Below are 24,405 nucleotides of genomic sequence, written 5' to 3'. Positions count from 1 at the left end.
TCACCGTTCTCGTCATCACCAGCCTTGTGCCGGTGATCTCGATTGGAAAGACGCGGCACTCTTCAAAACGAGATGGCCGGGACAAGCCCGGCCATGAGAGAAGAGGATCGTTGAGCATCCGAACCGGTTACAGCCCCCAGGTCCGCTCCAGAACGTTCACCCAGTTCTCGTAGCAGAGCTTGCGCAGGGTCGCTTCGTCGTAGCCATGGCGGCGCATGGCGTCCACGAGGCGGGGCAGTCCGCGCACATCGCCGATCTCGGCCGGGATCGTCGCGCCGTCGAAATCGGAGCCCAGGCCGACGCCGTCCACGCCCACATGCTCGATCAGGTGATCCATGTGGCGGATCATCTCCTCCAGGGGCGTGTCGTCGTTGCGCATGCCATCAGGGCGGATGAACGAGGTGGCAAAGTTCACGCCCACCATGCCGCGGCTCTCGCGGATTGCGCCGAGTTGCTTGTCGGTGAGGTTGCGCGAGTGCTTGCAGATCTCCCAGGCGTTGGAATGGGTGGCGACGAGCGGCGCATCGGAGAGCCGCGCCACATCCCAAAAACCCTTCTCGTTCAAATGCGAGAGATCGACCATGATTTTCAGGCGGTTGCAGGCGCGCACCAGCTCGATGCCGCGATCCGTAAGACCCGGCCCTGTGTCAGGCGTCGAGGGATAGCGGAACGGCACGCCGTGGCCGAAGATGTTCGGGCGGCTCCAGACGGGGCCGATAGAGCGCAGGCCGCTCTCGTAGAGCACGTCGAGCATGTAGAGATCGGGGTCGATGCCTTCGGCCCCCTCGATGTGAAGGATCGCCGCGAGCTTGCCGGTATCGATACATTGGCGGATGTCGGCGGCCGTGCGGCAGATCTTCACGTCGCCCTTCGAGGCGCGCTCGATGCGGATGAGCAGCGCTGCCATGTGCGCTGTTACCTGCTGGCTCGTCGGGAGCGGGAGCGGCGAGGAGAGGGGCACATCGTATTGCGCTTGGGCCATCAGCTCATCCACATCGACGCCCACGCTCTCGGACGGCACATAGACGGCAAAGAATCCGCCGACGAATCCGCCCTGCTTCATGCGCGGCCAGTCGAGATGGCCGATATTGTCGCCTTCCAGGAAAGCCTGCTCGGGCTGGATCTTGCCGCGCATCAAGCGCAGCAGCACGTCGTTATGGCCGTCGAAGACAGGCATCAGAGTAGAGCTGGGCATCGTTTCACATCAAAAATAGGTGGCGGAAAAACGTCGTTAAGCGGCAGGGGCTCGGGCGGTTTGCGGAGCAACCCGCGTGAAGCCCTGGCTGGCTTGGATCAGGGACTGCGTATAGGTGTTCGAGGCCGCACCCGAGCGGAGCGCATCGGCGGTGGTCTCCTCGACGGCTTCACCATGCTGCATGACGAGCAGACGCTCGCACAGATGGGCTACGACGGCGAGGTCATGGCTGACCAGGATATAGGTGAGCCCCAGGCGCCGGCGCAGGTCGTTGAGAAGGTTCAGGATCTCGGCCTGCACGGAAGCATCGAGCGCCGAGGTCGGCTCGTCGAGGAGCAGCACCTTCGGGCGCAGGATCAGCGCGCGGGCAATCGCGATGCGCTGGCGCTGGCCGCCGGAGAGCTGGTGCGGATAGCGGAAGCGGAAGGAGGGGCCGAGACCCACTTCCTTCAAAGCCTGGAGGATGCGCGCCTCCGCGTCCTTCTCGCCATGAATGGCGAGCGGCTCGGAGAGCGTGCGGTCCACCGTGTGGCGCGGGTGCAGCGAGGCATAGGGGTCCTGAAAGACCATCTGCACCGTGCGGTAAAAGGCCTTGCTGCGCGGCGTGGTGACGGCAGCGCCATCGACGCTCACACGGCCGCTGGTGATCGGTGCGAGCCCACAGATGGCGCGCAGCACCGTCGACTTGCCGGAGCCGGATTCGCCCACGAGCCCATAGGCGGCCCCTGGCTCCACATGGAAGCTCACGTTCTTGACCGCATCGACCCGCATGCGGCCGGTGCCGTAGACGACTTGAAGGTTCTGGATATCGAGCATCGTTAGAGCGCCCATGCGGGATCGCGGTTCAGGGTCGGCAATGGACGAACGTCGTCCGCAAGCGTCGGCAGGCAGCGCATGAGGCCCTGCGTATAGGGGTGCTTGGCCTCGCGAAGGTTCTTCGCCTCCAGCTCCTCGACAACGCGTCCCGCATACATCACCAGCACCCGGTCGCAGAAGGAGGAGACGAGCTTGAGGTCGTGCGAGATGAAGATCAGGCCCATGCCGCGCTCCGAGACGAGCTCGTCAAGAATGCGCAGCACCTCCATCGAGACCGTCACGTCGAGCGCCGAGGTCGGCTCGTCGGCAATCAGCAGGTCCGGATCGGTGACCAGCATCATGGCGATCATGGCGCGCTGTCCCATACCGCCGGAGACCTCGTGCGGGTAGAGGGAGAAGACGCGGCCGGGATCGCGCATCTTCACGGCTTCCAGCATGGCGAGCGCCTTGTCCCGCGCTTCCGCCTTGCTGGCCTTCCGGTGCGCCCGATAGGCCTCGATGATCTGCTCGCCGATGGTCATGACCGGATTGAGCGAATATTTCGGATCCTGCATCACCATGCTGATCCGCCCGCCGCGAAGGTCGCGCAAGGTCCGCTTCGAGACCGTCTGCAGGTCGATGCCGTCGAAGGCGAGGCGCTTGGCCGTCACTTCGCCGGGAGGAGGGGTGAGGCCCAAAATGGCGCGACCCGTCTGCGACTTGCCGGAGCCGGACTCGCCCACGATACCGAGGCGCTCGCGGCCGAGCTGGAACGACACGCCGCGCACCGCTTCCACGGTGCCGGTGCGCAGATGAAAACGGACGCGCAGGTCCTCGACGTCGAGAAGCGGCTTCGTCATTTGGCGGCTTTCGGATCGAGAACGTCGCGCAGGCCATCGCCCAGCAGGTTGAAGCCGAGGCTCACCACGAAGATCGCAATGCCCGGCATGGCGGCGACCCACCATTGATCGATAAGGTAGTTGCGACCCGTCGCGACCATGGCGCCCCATTCCGGCATCGGCGGCTGCGCGCCGAGACCGAGAAAGCCGAGGCCTGCGGCGGTGAGGATGATGCCCGCCATGTCGAGGGTCACGCGCACGATGAGCGAGGACAGGCAGAGCGGCACTACGTGCCCTAGGATGATGCGCGGCGTCGAGGCGCCCTGGAGTTTGACGGCCGCGATGAAGTCGCTGTTGCGGATCATCAGGGTCTCGGCGCGCGCGATGCGGGCGTAAGGCGGCCAGGAGGTGATGGCAATGGCGATGATGGCGTTCTCGATGCCCGGCCCCAAGGCCGCCACGAAGGCGAGCGCCAGGATGAGGCGCGGGAAGGCCAGGAAGATGTCGGTGATGCGCATCAGCACCGTGTCCACCCAGCCGCCGAGATAGCCGGAGACGGTGCCGACCAGAAGCCCGATGGGGGTTGCGATCAGGGCCACCAGCACGACGACGAAGAGCGTGATGCGGGAGCCATGGATCACACGGGAGAAGATGTCCCGCGCCTGATCGTCCGTGCCGAACCAGTAGGTTTCGCTCGGCGGCAGGAGACGTTGCGTACGCAGGTCTCCGCCGGCGACCGGCGAGTAGGGCGCAATGACGTCGGCGAAGATCGCCACGAGGATCAGCAGAAGAACGATGCCAAGTCCGATGACGGCGAGTGGATTCCGAGAGAAGGCACGCCAGCCGAGATAGAAGCGGCCGAGCCGTGCCTGCCAGCGGGAATGCGGCTCCGGGGAGAGCAGCCAGGCACGCATGCCGGAAGGCTGGGAGGCCAGTGGAAGAGGGGCGCCGGTCATCAGCGGGTCCTCGGATCAAGCAGGCGGTAGAGCAGATCGGACACGAGATTGAGCAACACGAAGGCGGTTCCGATCACGAGGGTTCCGCCGAGCACCGCATTCATGTCCGCGTTCTGCAGGGAATTGGTGATGTATTGGCCCAGTCCCGGCCACGCGAAGATCGTCTCGGTCAGCACGGAGCCTTCGAGCAGGTTGGCATAGGACAGGGCGATCACGGTGATCAGGGGAACGGCCGCGTTTCGCAGAGCGTGGCGCCAGATCACGCGCATCTCCGATAGACCCTTCACGCGCGCGGCGATCACGTATTCCTGCGCCAGCTCGTTGAGCATGAAGGAGCGGGTCATGCGGCTGATATAGGCCAGCGAGAAATAGCCGAGCAGGCAGGCGGGCAGGATGATGTGCGAGACCGCGTCCCAGAACGCATCCCACTGGCCCTGCATGGCCGTGTCGAGGAGCACGATGTTGGTGACTGGCGTATAGAGGTAGGAATAGGTCACGTCGATGCGACCCGGGCCTGCCACCCAACCGAGCTTGGCATAGAAGACCAGCAGTCCCATGAGGCCGAGCCAGAAGATCGGGATGGAATAGCCAGCAAGGCCGAGCACACGCACGAACTGATCGATGAAGCTGCCGCGCTTGACGGCGGCCAGGATGCCGAGCGGGATGCCGATGATCACGCCGATGAGGGTGCCGAGGGTGGCAAGCTCCAGGGTGGCCGGAAACGTATTGGCGATATCCGTCAGCACCGGATTTGTGGTGAGAACCGAGTTGCCGAAATCGCCCGTGACGGCCTTCTTCAGGTAGATCCAGAACTGCTGAATGAGAGGCAGATCGAGGCCGAGTTCCTGGCGGACGCGCTCGTAAACCTGCGCGGGAGCCCGGTCGCCCACGATGGCGATCACGGGATCGATGGGAACGACGCGGCCGATGAAGAAGGTGACGGCTGCAAGGCCTAGGAGAGTCGTCATCAGGACGATGACGAACTGCGCGATGTTCTTAAGGGAGGAGCGGAGGGCACTTGCGTGCCCTCCGCCCCGATTCATGACTGCTGAGGCCATCGATGCGTCAGTTCTTCTTCGCTTGGGACACGTCGTTGTCGCTGAAGGACGGGCCGAGGACGAAGTTGTCCACGTTCTTGCGCACGGCGGCGACTTCCGTCTGCTGCAGGAAGATTACAAACGGGCCATCGTCGAGAACCGACTTCTGCAGCTCCTTGTACATCTGAGCGCGCTTCTCGCCATCACGCTCCATCACGGCGGCGCGGGTCTTGGCGGTCAGCGGGCCCGGATCCCAGGCATTGCGCCAGGCCAGCGGCTTCGCCTTCGCATTGTCCGAGTTGTCGTCGTTCGCCGCGAAGGTGTCGGCGTTGGAGTTCGGATCCTGATAGTCCGAGCCCCAGTTGCCGATATAGATGTCGTGCTGGCGGGCGCGGTACTTGGTCAGAGCCTGCTTGGAGTCCATCGGCAGGATTTCAAGCTTGATGCCGGCCTGGGCGAAGGTCTGCTGCATGGCCTGGGCGACGCCGGTGATCTCGGCGGTGGAGCGGGTGTCCATCGTCACCGAGAAGCCGTCCTTCAGGCCGGCCTTGGCCAGAAGCTCCTTCGCCTTGGCGACGTCGAGCTTGTAGGGGTTGGAGGTCTCGGCGCCGAGATAGCCCTTGGGCAGGAAGTTCTGGTGAACGTCGCCCTTGTACTTCATGATCGTGTCGGCGATCGCCTGATAGTCGACTAGGTACTTCAGGGCCTGACGAACCTCGGGCTTGGCCAAGTTCGGGTTCTTCTGGTTCAGGCCGAGATAATAGACCGTGCCCTTGGGAGCGCTCTGAATCTTAATGTCCGGGTTCTTGGACACCGCAGTGACCTCTTCCGGGTTCAGGTTGCGGGCCACGTCGATGTCGCCCTTCTCGAGGAGCAGGCGCTGGCTCGCGGTTTCCTTGATATGGCGGAAGATCACGCGGGCGAGGGGAGTCGGCTTCTCGTAATTCGGGTTGCGCTCGAGGACGAGGACCTCGTTAGCCTTCCAGTCGCGCATGATATACGGGCCGGAGCCGGCATACTTGGTCTTCAGCCAGTTATAGCCCCAGTCGCCGTCCTTCTCATTCTGGACGAGCACTTTCTTCTCGACAATCGAGGCAACCGAGTTGCCGAGGCAGTAGAGGACCAGGGTCGGCGCGTAGGCCTTGTCGACCTCAACGGTGAGCTCCAGCGGCCCGGTCTGCTTGATCTTGTCCTTCACGTTGTCCTTCGTCAGGCCGAACTGGCCCAGGATGAACGCAGGCGACTTGTCGAGGGACACGGCGCGGTGGAGCGAGTACACCACGTCCTCGGCCGTGATGTTGCTGCCCGAGGCGAACTTCTTGTTCGGCTTCAGCTTGAACGTGAAGGTCTTGCCGTCCGGAGAGACGGTCCAGGACTCGGCAACCTGTCCGGTGATCTTGGACACATCCTTGATGTCGTAGGAGACCAGGCGCTCATAGGTGTTGCCCATGATCTCGGACGCGCTGAACTCAAACACCTCGGCGGGATCGAGCGAGATGATGTCATCGCTCTGCCAAGCCTGAACCAGGGTGTCCGGCGGTGTAGCTGCCTTTACGGCAGAGAAAGAAGTCGCCATCGCAGCGACCATGGCGGCGGATAGGATAAATTTCGGAAGATTTTTCATAGGCCAGTTCCCTCGCAGCGCTGGGTGCGCTTCTTGTGCGCCCGTATGAATGCAAATCACACAGGTTCTGTCGAGTCTACTAACTGGTTACCAACTGGTAAACATCGCGCAGCATGCCCAAAGGACGGGCAGGGGGCTTCGGGTTGGCGTGAAGGGGAAAACTGTGGCAAAGGCTCCCCGATATTTCTTGATCGGATGAAGCCCGTGTCTGAAGAAGCCAAAAAACCCGGTGCCAACACTATGTGGGGCGGACGGTTCTCGTCCTCGCCCAGCGCCCTCATGGAAGCCATCAACGCCTCCATTGACTTCGACAAGCGACTGGCTTCCCAGGACATCCAGGGCTCCATCGCCCACAGCACCATGCTGGCCAAGCAAGGGATCATCGCCGAGAGCGACCGGGACGCCATCCACCAGGGGCTCCAGCGGGTGCTGGGCGAAATCGAGTCCGGCTCCTTCACCTTCTCGACGGCGCTGGAAGACATCCACATGAACGTGGAGAGCCGCCTGCGCGAGATCGTGGGCGATCCGGCGGCCCGTCTCCACACGGCCCGCAGCCGCAACGACCAGGTGGCCACCGACATCCGCCTCTGGGTGCGCGAGGCCCATGACCGAACGGACGAGCAGCTCACCAGCCTGATCAAGGCGCTCCTCGACAAGGCCGAAGCCCATGCCGCCACCGTGATGCCGGGCTTCACCCATCTCCAGAGCGCCCAGCCGGTGACCTTCGGCCACCACCTCATGGCCTATGTGGAGATGTTCGGCCGCGACCGCAGCCGCATGCGCGATTCCCGCAAGCGCCTGAACGAGTGCCCTCTGGGCGCCGGCGCGCTCGCCGGCACATCCTTCCCCATCGATCGGCACATGACCGCCAAGGCGATGGGCTTCGACGGGCCGACCCGCAACTCGCTGGACACCGTCTCGGATCGGGACAGCCTGCTCGAGTTCATGGCCGCCGCCGCCATCTGCGCCGTGCATCTGTCACGTCTTGCGGAAGAAATCATCATCTGGATGTCGGCGCCCTTCGGGTTCGTGAAGCTCCCCGACCGCTGGACCACCGGCTCCAGCATGATGCCGCAGAAGCGCAACCCGGATGCCGCCGAGCTGGTGCGCGGCAAGACCGGCCGCGTCATCGGCTCTCTCGCCTCGCTGCTCACCGTCATGAAAGGTCTGCCGCTCGCCTATTCCAAGGACATGCAGGAGGACAAGGAGCAGGTCTTCGATGCGGCGGATACCATCGAGATCGTGCTCGCCGCCACGACCGGCATGATCCGGGATCTGGAGCCGGTGCCGGAGCGCATGGCGGCGGTGGCCGGCGCGGGCTTCTCCACGGCGACGGATCTGGCCGACTGGCTCGTGCGCAGCCTCAACATCCCCTTCCGCGACGCCCACCACATCACCGGGCGCATCGTTTCCGAGGCGGAGAGCCGCAGCTGCACCCTGGAGGAACTGCCGCTCGAGGCCATGCAGGCGGTCGAGCCCAAAATCCATCAGGGGGTCTACGACGTGCTGGGCGTCGAGAACTCCGTCCGCTCTCGAACGAGCTTCGGCGGCACGTCCCCGGTGCGGGTGGCCGAGCAGGTCGCTTGGTGGCGCGAGCGGGTCTAGCCTGAAACGCGGCGTTTACCGTAGCGCTGACCCTTGCCAGGACGGCTTGGCCGGGGTCTTGATCGGCTCGGGCGCCATATCCATATTCCTGACAGCGGCCCGGTTCCGGGCCACTTGAGTGCCGCATCGGCGGGCTCAAAACCAACCGAAGTGCCTCCAACCTTGGGCTTCGAACATGTCGCGTCAGTCGCCCTTCGGGCATCCGTTTCTGTTAGGCTTCGATGAGATCGAGCAGGCGCTCGATCGGGTCGCCAAGGCGGCAGGGGACGGTTATCCGCCCTACAACATCGAGCGTCTGGCTCGCACGGAAAGCGCCCCCGAGCGCCTCCGCATCACCCTGGCCGTTGCCGGTTTCACCCGGGATCAGCTGGAGGTGACCCTGGAAGAGAGCCAGCTCGTCATCCGGGGACGTCAGTCCGACGACAAGACAAGGCACTTCCTCCATCGCGGCATCGCCGCCCGTCAATTTCAGCGCACCTTCCTCCTTGTCGACGGCATGGAGGTGATGGGCGCGGACCTGTCCAACGGGCTGTTGTCGATTGATCTGGTCCGGCCCGAGCCGGAGCGGATCGTCCGCAAGATCGACATCAGCGCTCCGGACAAAGTGTGACGGCATCCGCATCAAGGAGATGTCCATGAACTTCGAGATCAAGAACCATTACGAGCCGGCCCTCGATGTGTCCGAGCTCGCCACCCTGGGCTTGGGCCAGATGGCTTATGTTAAGCCGATCGAGTCCGACGAGGTTGCCCGGCTGTTTCCCCAGGCTCCCAAGCTTCAGCCCGGCATGCGGCTGTTCGCGCTCCTGTCCGCCAGCGGCGAGCCTATCCTGCTGACCGACAACCACGACGCTGCCGTGGCCAATGCCTGGGCGCATGATCTGACGATGGTGAGCCTGCATTAGGCTCACCACCTCTCTTCTCAAGCAATTGCCGCAACCGCTGCGATCAGCCGCTCGATGTCCTCCGGTCGGGACAGCCGGTGATCACCATCCTTGATCAGCGTCAGCGATACGCTGTCCCCTGGCAGGTGCTCCACCAATTCCAGCGCATGGCTCCAGGGGACATCGGGATCTTCCATCCCCTGCAGGATATGGACCGGGCAGCCGGTCTGGATCGGCCGGTCGAGAAGCAGATGGCGGCGGCCGTCCTCGATCAGGTTCAGGGTGATGGGGTAGGGATCATCGGAGTAGGCGGATGGGCGGTGAAAGACGCCTGTCTCCTGGATGCTCCGCCTCAGATCCTCGGGGAATCGGCTCCACATCAGCCGCTCGGTCATGTCCACGGCCGGGGCGATCAGCACCATGCCGGCCGGGGCGAGATCCGGCCGCTTCTCCATCAGATGGCGGGCCGCCAGGAGGCTGATCCAGCCGCCCATCGACGAGCCGACGAGAATCGGCCGCTCCCGGACAAAGTGCTCGATGACGGCAAGTGCATCCTCAAGCCAGCGGGAGATAGTGCCCTCCTCGAAGGCGCCGCCCGATCCGCCATGGCCGCTGTAATCGAACCGCACGAAGGCGCGGCCGTTCCGCTCGGCCCATTCGTCGAGGGCGGTCGCCTTGGTGGCCCGCATGTCCGACTTGAAGCCTCCGAGCCAGACCACAGGCGGGCCTTTGCCCTCCCGGGCGAGAACGGCGATGGAGCGGGCATCCTGTCCGACCGTGACGCTTTGCGGCATGGTTAACTCATCCTCAACTGCTTTGAAGCAAGCGTCATATAGGATTCTTTCGGACGATTCTGTCGGACGATTTTTGAGAAGGCTCTGACTTCCGTGAGTTTTTCATCGCGACCCGGCGGAGGGATGGCGTTCCCGTCCTCTCACGTGCACCCGCTGGCGGGCCGGACTATTCTTCAGATCGTCCCCGAACTGGAAGCGGGAGGGGCGGAACGCACCACTGTGGATATCGCCGAGGGGCTGGTCCATGCCGGCGCGCGGGCACTGGTCGCAACCGAGGGCGGCCGGTTGGTGGGCGAGCTCCAGACCAAGGGTGGCATCTGGATTCCCTTTCCGGCGGCATCGAAGAACCCGTTCTCCATGCTCGTCAACGTGCGCAAGCTCGCCCGGATCTGCCACGACGAGCGGGTTGCCCTCGTTCATGCCCGCTCGCGGGCACCGGCCTGGGTGGGCCTGGGCGCCGCGCGATCGCTCAACATCCCGTTCGTGACCACCTACCACGGCAGCTATTCCGGCCGCTCCTCGGTAAAGGTCCTCTACAATTCGGTGATGGCCCGCGGCGATGCGGTCATCGCCAATTCCCACTACACGGGCGAGCTGATCCGCTCGGTCTACCCCCAGGCCGGCGAGCGCATCCGTGTGCTCCACCGGGGCACGGATTTCGCCGTGTTCTCTCCGAACGCCGTGGCGCCGGAACGGATCGAGGCTTTGCGCAAGGCCTGGGAGGTGGCGCCCCACGAGCGGGTGGTGCTGCTCGCCGCCCGGCTGACGGGCTGGAAAGGCCAGAAGGTGCTGATCGAAGCGGCCGCCAATCTGCGCGACGCAGGCCTGACCGATGTCGCCTATATTCTTGCCGGCGACCCGCAGGGGAGGGAATCCTATGTGAAGGATCTCGACAGCCTGATCGAGGCGAAGAGGCTGAAGGGCATCGTGCGCCGGGTCGGCCACTGCACCGACATGCCGGCCGCCTTCCTGGCGGCGTCCGTCGTGACCGTGCCGTCCACCGAGCCGGAGGCCTTCGGCCGGTCGGCCGTGGAGGCTCAGGCCATGGGGACGCCGGTGGTCGTCTCCGATCTCGGAGCCGTGCCGGAGACGGTGCTGTCGCCCCCGGCCGTGCCGCCGCACGAGCGGACGGGCTGGCGCATCCCCGCCGGCGATGCGAACGCGCTGGCCGAGGCGGTCGGTGCTGCCCTCGGTCTTGGGGCGAGCGCGAGAATCGCCCTGGGTGCCAGGGCCCGGGCCCATGTGGAGCGTCATTTCTCGCTCGAGCGCATGGTCTCCGGCACGCTGGATGTTTATTCCGCGCTTCTTGAGGGCCGTTTTACCCATAGAACAAGTTGACTTCCCGCGCGTTTGCGCGAAATGTCGAATCATTCGTGGCAAGGCTGAGCATGCACAGCAGGGGTCCCCTGGATCTCCGGTCCTCAACCTAGCCCTTAACAGGAGATACGAGCCATTCGCAGACCAATGAGAGCCATGCCGGTGCCGCAGAAGGACGGACCGCGCGCCAACCGAGACATTCGCGGTGTTCGCGAAGTACAGCTGATCGACGATACGGGGCAGAACCGGGGCGTGATGGCCTTCTTCGATGCCCTGAAGGTTGCCGAAGAGGCAGGCCTCGATCTCGTGGAGATCTCGCCGAACGCCACCCCTCCCGTCTGCAAGATCCTCGACTACGGCAAATTCCGCTTCCTGGAGCAGAAGAAGGCCGCCGAGGCTCGCAAGAAGCAGAAGACGGTCGAGGTCAAGGAAATCAAGCTGCGTCCCGGCATCGATGACCACGACTACGAGGTCAAGATGAAGGCCATGAAGGGCTTCTTCGAGGAAGGCAACAAGGTGAAGATCACCCTGCGCTTCCGCGGTCGCGAAATGGCCCACCAGTCCCTCGGACTGAAGGTTCTGGACCGGGTCAAGTCGGACGTGGGCGATATCGCCAAGGTCGAGATGGAGCCGAACTTCGAGGGCCGTCAGGTCGTCATGGTCCTGGCTCCGCGCTAAGGACCTCTCCAGACAAGAAATTTCATGGCCGTCGGGGCACCGGCGGCCATTGCTTTTAGGGCGGCCTTCTGTCATAAGGCCGCCTTCATCGAACCGCCCGGCTGTTAGGGCTGCCGTGGCGGTTTGTTTTGCTCAATGCAGCAATGAAAAGGCCGAAGGGCGGTTTAAGCCGCTTCCGAAGCCTGTCCAAAGGAGAGCCAAATGCCCAAGCTGAAGACGAAGTCGGGCGCGAAAAAGCGCTTCAAGATCACTGGCACCGGCAAGGTTGTTTACGCCCAGGCCGGCAAGCGCCACGGGATGATCAAGCGGACCAACAAGCAGATCCGCAACCTGCGCGGCACCACGACCATGTTCGAGGGTGATGCCTACAACGTGAAGAAGTACTTCCTGCCCAACGGCTGAGACGGTTCTTCCCACATCCCGGATTTTGAAGGAGTTTTTCCATGGCCCGCGTCAAACGGGGCGTTACCGCCCACGCCAAGCACAAGAAGGTTTTCAAGGCAGCCAAGGGCTTCTACGGCCGCCGCAAGAACACGATCCGCATTGCCAAGCAGGCGGTCGAGAAGAGCATGCAGTATGCGACGCGCGACCGTCGCAACAAGAAGCGCACGTTCCGCGCTCTCTGGATCCAGCGCCTCAACGCTGCGGTCCGCATGCATGACATGACCTATTCCCGATTTATCGACGGTCTCGGCAAGGCTGGGATCGAGGTCGATCGCAAGGTCCTGTCCGAGCTGGCCATCCACGAGCCGGCGGCTTTCGCCGCTTACGTGGAGCGCGCCAAGGCCGCCCTGCCGCAGCAGGCCGCCTAATCGGATAGACTAAGCTCTCGGTGCGGCTGGCTTTCAGCCGCACCGCCTTCCTCCCCCTTCTCCGAGACCACCCGCGCTGACGGCTCTCACGCTGTCGGTTGCCTTTTTGCGGCTCGGACGACTTGACGGTTCCCGCGCCGCGCCTCACTCAAGGCGCCTGAATTTGGCGCTTGCATCTGGCCAGGGACCGATGACCGATCTCAACCATCTCGAACGTGACCTGCTCACCCAGGTCGAAGCCGCCGGCGACGAGGCGGCTCTTGAATCCGTGCGCGTGTCCGCGCTCGGCAAGAAGGGCTCCGTTTCCGAACTGCTGAAGACCCTCGGCTCCATGACGCCCGAGGAGCGGAAAGAACGCGGCCCGCTCATCAACGGCCTGCGCGACAAGATTCAAGGCGCAATCGCTGCCAGGAAAGAGACGCTCGGAGAGGCGGCCCTCGAAGCCCGGCTCTCCGCCGAGCGCATCGACGTGACCCTGCCGGTGCCCGAAGCGCCTGAGTCCCGCGGCCGCATCCACCCGATCAGCCAGGTGATCGAGGAACTGACGGCGATCTTCGCCGATATGGGTTTCTCCGTGGCCGAGGGGCCGGATATCGAGACCGACTATCTCAACTTCACGGCGCTGAACTTCCCCGAGGGTCATCCGGCCCGCGAGATGCACGACACCTTCTTCCTCGCCCCCGACGAGAAGGGTGAGCGCAAGGTGCTGCGTACGCACACCTCACCGGTCCAGATCCGCACGATGACGTCCAAGGCGCCGCCGATCCGGGTAATCATTCCGGGGCGGACCTATCGGCACGACTCGGACCAGACCCACACGCCCATGTTCCACCAGGTGGAAGGCCTCGTCATCGACAAGCAGGCCAACATCGCGCATCTCAAGTGGATCCTGGAGGAGTTCTGCAAGGCGTTCTTTGAGGTCGACCAAGTGAAGATGCGGTTCCGGCCGTCGTTCTTCCCCTTCACCGAACCTTCGGCCGAAGTCGACATCCAGTGCTCGCGCAAGGGCGGCGAAATCCGCTTCGGCGAGGGCACGGACTGGCTCGAGATCCTCGGCTGCGGCATGGTTCATCCGAACGTGCTGCGCAATTGCGGGCTCGATCCGGATGAGTATCAGGGCTTTGCCTGGGGCATGGGCATCGATCGCATCGCCATGCTGAAATACGGCATGCCGGACCTGCGCCCCTTCTTCGAAGCCGATGTGCGCTGGCTGAACCACTATGGTTTCCGCCCGCTCGACATCCCGAGCCTCGTCAGCGGCCTGACTTCCTAAGGGAGAGCTATCATGAAATTCACCCTCTCCTGGCTGAAGGATCACCTCGACACCTCGGCCTCCCTCGACGAGATCGTCGAGACGCTCACGCGCATCGGCCTTGAGGTCGAGGGCGTGGAGGACAAGGCGAAGGCGCTGGCGCCCTACAAGGTCGCCTATGTGATCTCCGCCGTGCAGCACCCCAATGCCGATCGCCTGCGCGTGTGCATGGTCGATACGGGCGAAGGCGACCCGATCCAGGTGGTCTGCGGCGCGCCCAACGCCCGCACCGGCATGAAGAGCGTGTTCGCGCCGCCCGGCACCTACATTCCGGGCAAGAACATCACGCTGGGCGTCGGCACCATCCGGGGCGTCGAGAGCAAGGGCATGCTGTGCTCAGGCTCCGAGCTCGAGATCTCCGACGATCACGACGGCATCATCGACCTGCCAGAAGATGCGCCGGTGGGTCAGGCTTATGCATCTTACGCTAGGCTCGATGATCCGGTGATCGAGATCAACCTGACGCCAAACCGCCCGGATTGCACGTCGATCCACGGCATCGCCCGCGATCTCGCGGCCGCCGGCCTCGGCACCCTCAAGGGTGATGCTGTCGCGCCTGTTCAGGGCAAGGGGGCCTGCCCGGTCTCCGTGACGCTCGATTTCTCGGACGAGGACGCGAAGCTCTGCCCGGCCTTCGCGCTTCGCCTCGTGCGCGGCGTGAAGAACGGCCCGTCGCCTGAATGGATGCAGCGCCGCCTGCTCGCCATCGGGCTTCGCCCGATCAATGCGCTGGTGGACATCACCAACTATATCACCTTCGATCGCGGTCGCCCGCTCCACGTGTTCGACCTCAAGAAGGTGAAGGGCAACCTCACCGTTCGTCGGGCGAAGGAGGGCGAGGAGGTGCTGGCCCTCGACACGCGCACCTACAAGCTCGATCCGAGCATTGTGGTGATCGCCGACGACAATGGCGTTGAATCGATCGGCGGCATCATGGGCGGCGAGCATTCCGGCTCGGACGAGGGCACCACGGACGTGCTGATCGAGTCCGCCCTGTGGGATCCGCTCAACATCGCCCAGACCGGCCGCAAGCTCGGGATCATCACCGATGCCCGTTACCGCTTCGAGCGCGGCGTCGACCCGGCCTTCACGGTGCCCGGTCTCGATCTCGCCACGCAGATGGTCATCGACCTCTGCGGCGGCGAGGCGAGCGAGGCCGTGATCGCCGGCAAGGTACCGGAGGCGACGCGCGTGATCGACTTCCCCTATTCGGAGGTTCCGCGCCTGTCGGGTCTCGACGTGAAGCCCTCGGAATCCGAGGACATTCTGAAGAAGCTCGGGTTCCAGGTGCAGGGCGCTGGCGAGCGCGTCAGCGTCACGGCTCCGTCCTGGCGCCCGGACATCGAGGGCAAGGCTGATCTCGTCGAGGAGGTGATCCGCATCGCCGGCGTTGACCGCATCGAGCCCAAGCCCTTGCCCCGTCTGGAAGACGTGGTGGCCAAGCCCATTCTGACTCTGATTCAGAAGCGCACGCGGCTTGCCCGCCGAACGCTGGCCGTGCGCGGTCTGGTGGAGGCCGTCACGTGGTCCTTCATCGCCAAGGATGAGGCGGAGCTGTTCGGTGGTGGCGATGCACGGCTTGCGCTCGCCAATCCGATCGCGGCTGAGCTCTCCGACATGCGCCCGAGCCTGCTGCCCGGTCTGCTAAAGGCGGCGCAGCGCAATGCAGATCGCGGGTTCAGTGATGTAGCCCTCTTCGAGGTCGGCCAGACCTTCGCGTCGGACGAGCCGGAAGGCCAGTCGATCAAGGCAGCGGCTGTCCGCCGCGGCACGGCGCGTGCTGAGGGTGTGGGCCGTCACTGGGACGGCGGCGCGCAGAGCGTCGACGCTTTTGATGCCAAGGCCGACGTGCTGGCCCTGCTCGCGGCGCTCGGCATCCCGTCCGGCGGTCTCCAGATCGTGGCCGGGGGCCCGGCTTGGTTTCATCCTGGCCGTTCGGGCACCCTACAATTCGGCCCCAAGAACGTGGTCGGAGCCTTCGGCGAGGTGCACCCGAAGGCCTTGAAAGCCCTCGACCTGAAGGGGCCGCTGGTGGCCTTCGAACTCAATCTCGATGCGCTGCCGCCACCCAAGGCCAAGCCCACCAAAATGAAGTCGAAGCTGACCCTGCCCGACTTCCAGCCGCTCACCCGCGACTTCGCCTTCGTGGTCGGTCGCGACGTGGCGGCCGGCGACATCGTGAAGGCGGCGCAAGGGGCCGAGCGCCAACTGATCGTGGGTGTCGACGTGTTCGACATCTACGAGGGCACCGGCATCGACCCGGACAAGAAGTCCGTGGCGATTGCCGTCACCCTCCAGCCCACGGAGAAGACGCTCACCGACGTGGAGATCGAGGCGGTGTCCGCCAAGATCGTCGGCGAGGTGTCGAAGAAGACTGGCGCGGTGCTGAGGTCCTAAAACGCTTAACCCTCCCCCCTTTGCGGGGGAGGGTGCCCTGCAAAGCAGGGCGGGAAAGGGGCCGTCGGAGGTCGAGCACAGCCCCTCTCCCGCAAAGGGGAGAGGGTTTATCGAGACGTTCCACTCAACGGATTCGCCTCATCCCACCCGTAGCGCACCGTATCGAACCGCATCGCGCGCGCATCGACCATCAGCAGCCGCCCCACGAGGCTCTCGCCGAAACCGACGATCTCCCGGATCACCTCCATGGCCATCAGGCTCCCCATGACACCCGCGAGCGCTCCAAGGACGCCGGCCTCTGCACAGGTGGGGATTGCGCCCGGGGGAGGCGGAGAGGGGAAGAGGCAGCGGTAGGTGGGGTTCGGCCGGCCGTCCGGTTCGCTCTCATGCGCCCGGATCGTGGTGAGCGAGGCGTCGAACTGGCCCAGAGCCGCCGTCACCAGGGGCTTCTTCTCGAAAAAGCAGGCATCGGAGACTGCATAGCGCGTTTCGAAGTTGTCCGAGCCGTCGGCGACGATATCGTAACGGCCGACCAGCCCCCGCGCATTCTCCGGCATCAGGCGGGCGGCATGGGTCTCGACCGCCACATGCGGATTGAGCCGCCTGACCGCATCCGTGGCGCTCGCCACCTTGGGGCGGCCGAGATCGGGAGTTCCATGGATCACCTGCCGCTGCAGGTTTGAGAGGCTGACCGTATCGTCATCCACGATGCCGATGGTGCCGATCCCAGCGGCCGCAAGATACTGGATCAGGGGGGCACCCAGGCCTCCGGCGCCGATCACGAGAACGCGAGCACTTTTAAGCTTCTGCTGCCCCGGTCCGCCCACGTCCCGGAGAACGAGGTGGCGGGCATAGCGGTCGATTTCGTCAGGGCTCAAGGACATACTGTGACCTTACGGGAATGGCCATGGCTATCAACCATTCCGTGAAGGAAATAACATGCCGCCTTGACAGAGGCCTTGGCGTTGTGACCCTTGCCGTGCCATCGTCATGGGGCAACCGGCAAAAAGCCGGCGTCTAACAGGGAACTAAGCCGATGACAGTTACCAAGTTTGGCCTCGCACTCGCGGGCCTCGCCTTCTCCGCCTCCTTCGCCTTCGCCCAGGCTCCTGCCTTCAAGCCCGCGATCGTCTACGATCTCGGCGGCAAATTCGACAAGTCCTTCAACGAGGGCGTTCATACCGGCGCCGAGAAGTACAAGAGGGACACGGGCACCGACTACCGCGATTTCGAGCCGCAGAACGACGCCCAGCGCGAGCAGGCCCTGCGCCGCTTCGCCCGCGACGGCTTCTCGCCGATCCTGGCCGTGGGCTTCTCCCAGGAGACCGCGCTGAAGAAGGTCGCCGAGGAGTTCCCGAAGACCCAGTTCGCCATCATCGACGCCGTGGTCGAGAAGCCGAACGTGCAGTCCGTCGTGTTCAAGGAGCATGAGGGCTCGTTCCTTGTCGGCCTCTTGGCGGCCCAGGCCTCCAAGACCAACAAGGTCGGCTTCGTGGGCGGCATGGACATCCCGCTCATCCGCAAGTTCGCCTGCGGCTACGTCCAGGGCGTCAAGTACGCCAAGAAGGACGCCGAGGTGTTCCAGAACATGACCGGCACCACGGGCGCGGCTTGGAACGATCCGGTGAAGGGCGGCGAGCTCGCCAAGGGCCAGATCGATCGCGGCGCCGACGTGATCTACCATGCGGCCGGCGGCACGGGCGTGGGCGTAATGCGCGCTGCTGCGGATGCTGGCAAGCTCGGCATCGGCGTCGACTCGAACCAGAACGGCATGCATCCGGGCAAGATCCTGACCTCCATGGTCAAGCGCGTGGATGTGGCTACTTACAACGCCTTCGATCAGGCCAAGAAGGGCACCTTCAAGGCCGGCGTTTCGGTGCTCGGTCTCAAGGAAGACGGCGTGGCCTGGGCGCTCGACGACAACAACAAGTCGCTCGTCACCGCCGAGATGAAGGCTGCCGCCGACAAGGCCGCCGCCGACATCAAGTCCGGCGCCATCAAGGTCCACGACTACATGTCGGACTCCAAGTGCCCGATGTAATCTGACGCATCAGACCGGCCGCAGGCGCCTCGGAAGAGAGCCTGCGGCCGTTTCCGTTTTTAGATCGTTGCGTTTTCCGATAAGATCCGGCGCGTTTTCCCTGCTGGACAACCACCTTGAGGCCGATGTCCCCCGCCATTGAACTCATTGCCATCAACAAGAGCTTCGGCGCCGTTCACGCCAACAAGGACGTGAACCTCTCCGTCGCGCGCGGCACCATCCACGGCATCGTCGGCGAGAACGGCGCAGGCAAGTCGACGCTCATGTCGATCCTGTACGGCTTCTACGAGGCCGATTCCGGCGAGGTCCGGGTCAACGGCAATCCCATCGCCATCCGCTCGCCCATCGATGCGATCTGTGCCGGTATCGGCATGGTGCACCAGCACTTCATGCTGGTGGAGCCCCTGAGCGTGGTCGAGAACGTGATGCTCGGCGCCGAAGGCGGCGCCATGCTGCGGGCCGGCGAGGCCAAGGTGCGCGCGGAACTGGCAAGGCTGGCAAAGGATTATGGGCTCGAGATCGACGTGGATGCCACGGTGGGCGATCTGTCCGTCGGTCTGCAGCAGCGCGTCGAGATTTTGAAGGCCCTTTATCGCGGTGCGGACATCCTCATTCTCGACGAGCCCACGGCCGTGCTCACGCCGCCGGAGGCCGATGCGCTGTTCGGCCTGCTGCGCTCCCTGAAGGAGCAGGGGAAGACCGTCATCCTCATCACCCACAAGCTGCGCGAGATCATGGCGATCACGGATCGCGTCTCCGTCATGCGGCGTGGCGAGATGGTAGCCACTGTCGAGACGGCCAACACCTCGCCGCCTGAACTGGCCGAGCTGATGGTGGGACGGCGCGTGCTCCTGCGCGTCGAGAAAGCCGAGAAGACTCCCGGCGCTCCGCTGCTCGAGGTCGAGAACCTGTCCGTCGTCGATAGCCGCGGCGTTCTGCGCGTGGCCAATGCCTCTTTCACCGTACGCGCCGGCGAGATCGTCGGCATCGCGGGTGTGGCCGGCAACGGACAGAGCGAATTGCTGGAAGCCATTGCGGGCATGCGCCAGCCGGTGCTCGGCTCGATCCGCCTCGAAGGAAAGGCCATTCATTCGAGCGAGCATAACCCGCACAGCATGCGCCAGCTTGGCCTGCTGCACGTGCCGGAGGATCGTCTGCGCACAGGGCTTGTCCCTGCATTCCCGGCCTTCGAGAGCGCCATTCTCGGCTTCAGCCACGAGCCGCATCTCGGCCGTGGACCCATCCTCGATCACGACCGTCTGGTCGAAGATCTTGCGAAAAAGATGGAGCAGTACGATGTGCGCCCACCCGCGCCGCGGCTGAAATCGTCGAAGTTCTCCGGTGGCAACCAGCAGAAGATCGTGCTGGCGCGCGAGATCGAACGCAACCCGAAGGTGCTGCTTGTCGGACAGCCGACCCGCGGCGTCGATATCGGGGCCATCGAGTTCATCCATCGCCGCCTGATCGCCCTGCGCGATGCGGGCGTCGGCATCCTGCTCGTTTCCGTCGAATTGGACGAGATCATGAATCTCTCCGATCGCATCCTCACCATGTGCGGCGGCAAGATCACGGGCGAGCGCAAAGCGTCTCTGACCAACGAGCAGGAACTCGGTCTGCTCATGGCCGGCGTCGTGGACGAGGCCGCGTGATGCAGCCGCGCCTGACCCTCGTCACGCTGGGCGTGGCCGATCTCGCGAAATCCCGCGCCTTCTATGAGGCCTGGGGCTGGAAGGCGTCCTCCGCCAGCCAGCCCAGCGTCGCGTTTTATCAGGCAAACGGATTGGCACTCGCCCTCTTCGGGCGCGCCGACCTCGCCAAGGATGCTGGTGTCGAGGACAAGCCCACCGGCTTCGCAGCCATCACCCTCGCCTACAATGCCCGCTCCAGGGAGGAAGCCGACGAGGTTTATGCCCTGGCCGTGACGGCGGGCGCAAAACAGGTCAAGCCGCTGCAGGATGTTTTCTGGGGCGGCTACTCGGGCTATTTCGCCGATCCTGACGGACATCTCTGGGAAGTCGCCTGGAATCCATCCTTTCCTCTCGATGAGCAGGGCCACATGTTCCTGCCGGATGCTTAAGACGTGAGTGCTCCTCTCGACCTGCCCAGATGGGCCGATACGGTTCTCGTGCCCGCCATCTCCGTTGTGGCGGCTTTTCTCGTCGCCGGCCTCGTTGTGCTCGCCATCGGTGAGAATCCGCTGACGGCCACCCGCTGGCTGCTTCAGGGCAGTCTCGGCACCGGGGAGGGGCTCGGCTTCACCCTGTTCTACATGACAGACTTCATCTTCGTCGGCCTGGCGGTTGCGGTCGCCTATCATGCTGGCCTGTTCAACATCGGCGGCGAGGGACAGGCGACGCTGGCAGGTCTCGGCATTGCGCTGGTGCTCAACAACCTCACCTTCCTGCCGGGCTTCCTGCTCATCCCGCTCGGCATCCTGGGTGCTGCGGCCTTCGGCGCTCTCTGGGCTGCCATTCCGGGTTACCTGCAGGCCAAACGCGGCAGCCACATCGTCATCACCACGATCATGTTCAACTGGCTTGCCAGCGTGCTGATCGTCTACCTGCTCGTGAACGTGCTGCGCGAGCCGCAATCCATGAACCCGGAAACGCGCGCCTTCCCGGAGCAGTCCTACATCCCGTTCATGCACGACGTCTTTGGCGCCTTCGGCATCGAGATCCCGAATTCGCAGCTTAACCTCACGCTGGTGCTGGCGCTGGCTGCTGCTTATTTCGTCTGGCTCCTCATCTACCGTTCGCGCCTCGGCTATGCGATCCGCGTCGTCGGCTCGAACCCGAGCGCCGCGGTTTATGCCGGCATTTCACCGGCGCGGATCATCATCATCGCCATGGTGATCTCCGGCGCGTTGGCGGGCGGGCTCGCGGTCAACGAACTCATGGGCTATCAGCACCGCCTCCTGCTCGAGTTCACCTCAGGCTACGGCTTCGTCGGCATCGCGGTGGCGCTCATGGGCCGCGCGCATCCGGCCGGCATCATCCTGGCCTCGCTGCTGTTCGGCATTCTCTACCAGGGCGGTGCGGAACTTGCCTTCGAGCAGCCGGCCATCACCCGCGACATGGTGGTGGTGATCGGCGGCATCATCATCCTGTTCGCAGGCGCATTGGACGGATTGTTCCGGCGTCTGGTGGCGCATCTGTTCGCGCGTCAGAAACTGGCGAGGGTGTGACGCCATGGATCTCGGCATTCTCGTCACGATTTTTGACTCGGCTCTGCGGCTCTCGATTCCGCTTCTCGCCGCCTGCCTTGCCGGCCTCTGGTCCGAGCGCTCGGGCGTGGTGGATATCGGCCTTGAGGGCAAGATGCTGGTGGCGGCTTTTGCTGGTGCTGCCGGTGCCTATGCATTCGGCTCCGCCTGGGCCGGCCTCTTGCTCGGCATCATAGCCTCCGTGGCTATCGGGCTCGTTCACGGCTTCGCTTCCATCAGCCAGCGCGGCAACCAGATCGTCTCCGGCGTTGCCATCAACATGCTGGCCGCAGGCCTCACCGCCATTGTCGGCAATGCTTGGTACGCGCAGGGCGGGCGCACGCCGCCGCTGGAAGGCGATCAGCGCTTCGGCAGCGTGCTCTTCGGCCATTCGGCTCTCGTTTATATCGTCCTCCTCGCCGTGCCGGTCACATGGTTCGTTCTCGGCCGCACCCGCTTCGGGCTTCGCCTGCGGGCCGTCGGCGAGAATCCGGCTGCGGTCGACACCGCCGGCATCTCAGTGACGGGCTTGCGCTACACCGCCGTCATCATCGCCGGAATCCTGTGCGGGTTCGCGGGCGCCTATCTGTCGGTCGGACAGGCGGCAGGCTTCCTGCCCAACATGACGGCAGGTCGCGGCTTCATCGCGCTCGCGGCGCTCATCTTCGCCAAGTGGCGGGCGTGGCCGGCGCTTGGCGCCTGCTTCCTCTTCGGCCTGCTTGATGCCAGTGCCAACCAGCTGCAGGGGCTGTCGCTGCCCGGAATCGGCGAGGTGCCGGTGCAGGCCATTCAGGCCATGCCCTATCTCATGACCGTCATCCTGCTCGCCGGCGTGATCGGCAAGGCGATTCCGCCGCGCGCATCCGGCATGCCTTATGTGAAGGAGCGCTGAGCATGGCATCGCTCGATACCCTGTTCGAGGCGGCCAGGGCGATCCAGGCCAAGGCCTATACGCCGTATTCCCGCTTCAAGGTCGGCGCCGCTATTCTTACGGTGGATGGCCAGGTTTTCACAGGTTGCAACGTGGAGAACGCTGCCTACCCGGTAGGGTCCTGTGCGGAGGCCGGTGCCGTCTCGGCCATGATCGCCGGTGGCGGGAGCCGCATCGCGCAGATCGTCGTGATGGGGGAGGGTGAGAACCTCGTCACACCCTGCGGCGGCTGCCGCCAGCGCATTCGCGAGTTCGCCTCGCCTGACACGCCGATTCACATTGCCGGTCCTGAAGGCATCCGCAAGAGCTTCACGCTCGACGAGCTGTTGCCCTTCTCCTTCGGCCCCGACAATTTGACGGATCGGTAAAGCGTTTTGCTTTGATGAAAGGGAGGCCTGCACGTCAGGCCTGAGATGACGATGCAGCAGATGATTCAAGAGGCGGCGGCCTTCGTGCGCAGCCGCGGCTTCGATGGCCACTTCGATGCAGCGTTCGTGCTCGGCACGGGCCTCGGCACCCTGGTGGACGAGGTCAGCGACGCGGTGAGCTTGCCTTACGCGGAAATCCCGCATTTCCCGAAGAGCGGCGTCTCCGGCCATGCGGGCAAGCTGGTGGCCGGCACACTTGAAGGCAAGCGCGTTCTGCTGTTCCAAGGCCGCGCGCACTACTATGAGACGGGCGATGCGGGCGCCATGCGCATTCCCGTGGCCTTCGTGAAGGAGCTTGACGTCCCGGTGCTGGTTGCCACCAACGCCGCCGGTTCCGTGCGCGCCGATATCCGCCCCGGCAGCCTTGTGGCGATCAGCGATCACCTCAATCTGTCCGGCGCCAATCCGCTGCTGCGCGATCATACCGAAGGCCGCTTTGTCTCGTTGACGGGCGCCTATGACGAGGGCCTGCGCCAGACGCTGCAGCGCGCGGCGCAGAAGACCGGCATCGATGTGCCGGAGGGAGTCTATGCCTGGTTGTCGGGCCCAAGCTTCGAAACGCCGGCCGAGATCAAGATGGTGCAGATCCTCGGCGGCGATCTCGTGGGCATGTCGACCGTGCCGGAGGTGATCCTCGCGCGTTATTATGGTCTGAAGGTCGCTGCCATTTCGGTCGTTACCAATCTCGCGGCTGGCATAGAAGGCGCGTCGCCCTCGCACCAGGAAACCAAGGACACGGCGGCGGAAGCGTCCGAGAAGTTCAAGCGTCTCGTTCGGTCCTTCATTGCGGAGTTCTCTCATGTCTGATGCGGACATTGCCGTGCGCGCCCTGCGCAGCCTCGATCTCACCGACCTGACAGATACCTGCACCGACCAGGCCATCGATGCCCTGTGCAAGAAGGCCCTCGATCCGCGCGGGCCGGTGGCGGCCGTGTGCGTGTGGCCGCAATTCGTGAAGCGCGCGCAGGAGAATCTGAAGGGTTCCTCCGTGCGCATTGCCACGGTGGTCAATTTCCCGGCCGGTGGCGAGGACGTGAGCCGTGTCGCGGACGACACGCAGGAGGCGCTCTCCGACGGTGCCCACGAGATCGATCTCGTGCTGCCCTACAATGCCGTGCGACGCGCCGATCTCGGGGCTGCCAAGGAGATGGTGGATGCGGTGCGCGAGCTCGTCGATGGTGACCGCCTGCTGAAGGTGATCCTGGAGACCGGCGAGCTCAAGGATCCGAAGTTGATTGAGACAGCAAGCCTCATCGCCATCGAGTCCAATGCGGACTTCATCAAGACCTCCACCGGCAAGACACCCGTGTCTGCCACGCCGGAGGCGGCCGAGATCATGCTCAGGGCCATCAAGGCTTCGAGCCGCCCAGTCGGCATCAAACCTTCCGGCGGCATCCGCACGCTGGACGATGCGAAAATCTATCTCGATCTTGCCGACCGCATCATGGGGCCCGGCTGGGCCACGCCGCGCACCTTCCGCATCGGCGCAAGCAGCGTCTATGACGCGCTGATTGCAGCGACCGAAGGACGTGAAGGCATCGCGGCCACCGGAGCCTACTGA

Annotated in this window: 25 protein-coding genes; 17 read left to right on the top strand and 8 right to left on the bottom strand. The window is 64.3% G+C overall.

The annotated features are described in order from the left end of the window. Nucleotides 1-127: 127 nt before the first annotated feature. Genes JQC81_RS10785 through JQC81_RS10760 form a run of 6 tightly spaced genes read right to left on the bottom strand, consistent with a single transcriptional unit; the run spans nt 128 to nt 6,446 of the window. A complete protein-coding gene (locus JQC81_RS10785; protein ID WP_203271817.1) occupies nt 128-1,195 on the bottom strand; it encodes a dipeptidase in 1,068 nt (355 codons plus the stop codon). A 36-nt stretch (nt 1,196-1,231) separates the two neighbouring features. Further along, the gene (locus tag JQC81_RS10780) at nt 1,232-2,026 is read right to left on the bottom strand and encodes an ABC transporter ATP-binding protein (protein WP_376772390.1); all 795 of its coding nucleotides are present in this window, start codon (nt 2,024-2,026) and stop codon (nt 1,232-1,234) included. Further along, on the bottom strand, nt 2,014-2,850 hold the full coding sequence (locus JQC81_RS10775; protein WP_203271816.1) for an ABC transporter ATP-binding protein: 837 nt from the start codon (nt 2,848-2,850) through the stop codon (nt 2,014-2,016). The genes JQC81_RS10780 and JQC81_RS10775 overlap by 13 nt, the downstream gene beginning before the upstream one ends. Beyond that, complete coding sequence (locus tag JQC81_RS10770) at nt 2,847-3,785, bottom strand: ABC transporter permease (RefSeq protein WP_203271815.1); 939 nt, start codon at nt 3,783-3,785, stop codon at nt 2,847-2,849. The genes JQC81_RS10775 and JQC81_RS10770 overlap by 4 nt, the downstream gene beginning before the upstream one ends. Next, a complete protein-coding gene (locus JQC81_RS10765) occupies nt 3,785-4,843 on the bottom strand; it encodes an ABC transporter permease (RefSeq protein WP_376772389.1) in 1,059 nt (352 codons plus the stop codon). Before JQC81_RS10765 ends, JQC81_RS10770 begins: the two co-directional genes overlap by 1 nt. 7 nt (nt 4,844-4,850) lie before the next feature. Then, complete coding sequence (locus tag JQC81_RS10760; protein ID WP_203271814.1) at nt 4,851-6,446, bottom strand: ABC transporter substrate-binding protein; 1,596 nt, start codon at nt 6,444-6,446, stop codon at nt 4,851-4,853. A 240-nt stretch (nt 6,447-6,686) separates the two neighbouring features. Between JQC81_RS10760 and argH the strand changes: the two genes are divergently transcribed. From argH to JQC81_RS10745, 3 genes are all read left to right on the top strand, one after another. Then, entirely contained in the window at nt 6,687-8,051 is a 1,365-nt protein-coding gene (gene argH / locus JQC81_RS10755) for an argininosuccinate lyase (protein ID WP_246520346.1), read from the top strand. Nucleotides 8,052-8,226: 175 nt separating this feature from the next. Beyond that, a complete protein-coding gene (locus tag JQC81_RS10750; RefSeq protein ID WP_201862276.1) occupies nt 8,227-8,661 on the top strand; it encodes an Hsp20 family protein in 435 nt (144 codons plus the stop codon). 25 nt (nt 8,662-8,686) lie between these two features. Further along, nucleotides 8,687-8,953, top strand: a complete 267-nt coding sequence (locus JQC81_RS10745; protein ID WP_203271812.1) for a BQ00720 family protein — start codon at nt 8,687-8,689, stop codon at nt 8,951-8,953. Nucleotides 8,954-8,970: 17 nt separating this feature from the next. Here the strand turns inward: JQC81_RS10745 and JQC81_RS10740 are convergent, their stop codons facing one another. Continuing rightward, entirely contained in the window at nt 8,971-9,726 is a 756-nt protein-coding gene (locus JQC81_RS10740; RefSeq protein WP_203271811.1) for an alpha/beta hydrolase, read from the bottom strand. Nucleotides 9,727-9,849: 123 nt separating this feature from the next. Between JQC81_RS10740 and JQC81_RS10735 the strand changes: the two genes are divergently transcribed. The 6 genes from JQC81_RS10735 to pheT all read left to right on the top strand — a co-directional run bounded on the left by JQC81_RS10735 (nt 9,850) and on the right by pheT (nt 16,242). Beyond that, nucleotides 9,850-11,064, top strand: coding sequence for a glycosyltransferase family 4 protein (locus JQC81_RS10735; protein ID WP_203271810.1), 1,215 nt, complete (start codon nt 9,850-9,852; stop codon nt 11,062-11,064). Between the two features lie 135 nt (nt 11,065-11,199). After that, complete coding sequence (infC, locus tag JQC81_RS10730; RefSeq protein WP_246520345.1) at nt 11,200-11,721, top strand: translation initiation factor IF-3; 522 nt, start codon at nt 11,200-11,202, stop codon at nt 11,719-11,721. A 201-nt stretch (nt 11,722-11,922) separates the two neighbouring features. After that, on the top strand, nt 11,923-12,123 hold the full coding sequence (gene rpmI, locus JQC81_RS10725; protein ID WP_091138934.1) for a 50S ribosomal protein L35: 201 nt from the start codon (nt 11,923-11,925) through the stop codon (nt 12,121-12,123). Between the two features lie 41 nt (nt 12,124-12,164). Then, nucleotides 12,165-12,533 (top strand): 50S ribosomal protein L20, encoded by a 369-nt coding sequence (rplT, locus tag JQC81_RS10720; protein ID WP_183446938.1) that lies wholly within the window; start codon nt 12,165-12,167, stop codon nt 12,531-12,533. Nucleotides 12,534-12,723: 190 nt separating this feature from the next. Continuing rightward, nucleotides 12,724-13,806: a phenylalanine--tRNA ligase subunit alpha gene (gene pheS, locus JQC81_RS10715; RefSeq protein ID WP_203271808.1), complete on the top strand. Its 1,083-nt coding sequence runs from the start codon at nt 12,724-12,726 to the stop codon at nt 13,804-13,806. 12 nt (nt 13,807-13,818) lie between these two features. Next, nucleotides 13,819-16,242: a phenylalanine--tRNA ligase subunit beta gene (pheT, locus tag JQC81_RS10710; protein WP_203271807.1), complete on the top strand. Its 2,424-nt coding sequence runs from the start codon at nt 13,819-13,821 to the stop codon at nt 16,240-16,242. Between the two features lie 107 nt (nt 16,243-16,349). Here pheT and JQC81_RS10705 read toward each other — a convergent pair whose 3' ends face one another. Beyond that, nucleotides 16,350-17,126, bottom strand: a complete 777-nt coding sequence (locus JQC81_RS10705) for a HesA/MoeB/ThiF family protein (RefSeq protein WP_203271806.1) — start codon at nt 17,124-17,126, stop codon at nt 16,350-16,352. A gap of 152 nt (nt 17,127-17,278) precedes the next feature. Here JQC81_RS10705 and JQC81_RS10700 point away from each other — a divergent pair, with 152 nt between their 5' ends. The 8 genes from JQC81_RS10700 to deoC all read left to right on the top strand — a co-directional run bounded on the left by JQC81_RS10700 (nt 17,279) and on the right by deoC (nt 24,405). Next, complete coding sequence (locus tag JQC81_RS10700) at nt 17,279-18,283, top strand: BMP family lipoprotein (protein WP_203271805.1); 1,005 nt, start codon at nt 17,279-17,281, stop codon at nt 18,281-18,283. A gap of 125 nt (nt 18,284-18,408) precedes the next feature. Further along, on the top strand, nt 18,409-19,932 hold the full coding sequence (locus JQC81_RS10695) for an ABC transporter ATP-binding protein (protein ID WP_203271804.1): 1,524 nt from the start codon (nt 18,409-18,411) through the stop codon (nt 19,930-19,932). Next, nucleotides 19,932-20,360, top strand: a complete 429-nt coding sequence (locus tag JQC81_RS10690; protein WP_203271803.1) for a VOC family protein — start codon at nt 19,932-19,934, stop codon at nt 20,358-20,360. Before JQC81_RS10695 ends, JQC81_RS10690 begins: the two co-directional genes overlap by 1 nt. Nucleotides 20,361-20,363: 3 nt before the next feature. Next, complete coding sequence (locus JQC81_RS10685; protein WP_203271802.1) at nt 20,364-21,467, top strand: ABC transporter permease; 1,104 nt, start codon at nt 20,364-20,366, stop codon at nt 21,465-21,467. Between the two features lie 4 nt (nt 21,468-21,471). Then, entirely contained in the window at nt 21,472-22,377 is a 906-nt protein-coding gene (locus JQC81_RS10680) for an ABC transporter permease (protein WP_203271801.1), read from the top strand. A gap of 2 nt (nt 22,378-22,379) precedes the next feature. After that, complete coding sequence (locus tag JQC81_RS10675) at nt 22,380-22,784, top strand: cytidine deaminase (protein WP_203271800.1); 405 nt, start codon at nt 22,380-22,382, stop codon at nt 22,782-22,784. Nucleotides 22,785-22,829: 45 nt separating this feature from the next. Next, nucleotides 22,830-23,651 (top strand): purine-nucleoside phosphorylase, encoded by an 822-nt coding sequence (locus JQC81_RS10670; RefSeq protein WP_281400250.1) that lies wholly within the window; start codon nt 22,830-22,832, stop codon nt 23,649-23,651. Further along, entirely contained in the window at nt 23,644-24,405 is a 762-nt protein-coding gene (gene deoC, locus JQC81_RS10665; protein ID WP_203271799.1) for a deoxyribose-phosphate aldolase, read from the top strand. The genes JQC81_RS10670 and deoC overlap by 8 nt, the downstream gene beginning before the upstream one ends.

The sequence above is a fragment of the Microvirga arabica genome (assembly GCF_016811235.1).
Taxonomy (GTDB): Bacteria; Pseudomonadota; Alphaproteobacteria; order Rhizobiales; family Beijerinckiaceae; genus Microvirga; species Microvirga arabica.
The sequence above is the reverse complement of the archived record's forward strand: the minus strand, read 5'-3'. Positions and strand labels throughout refer to the sequence as shown.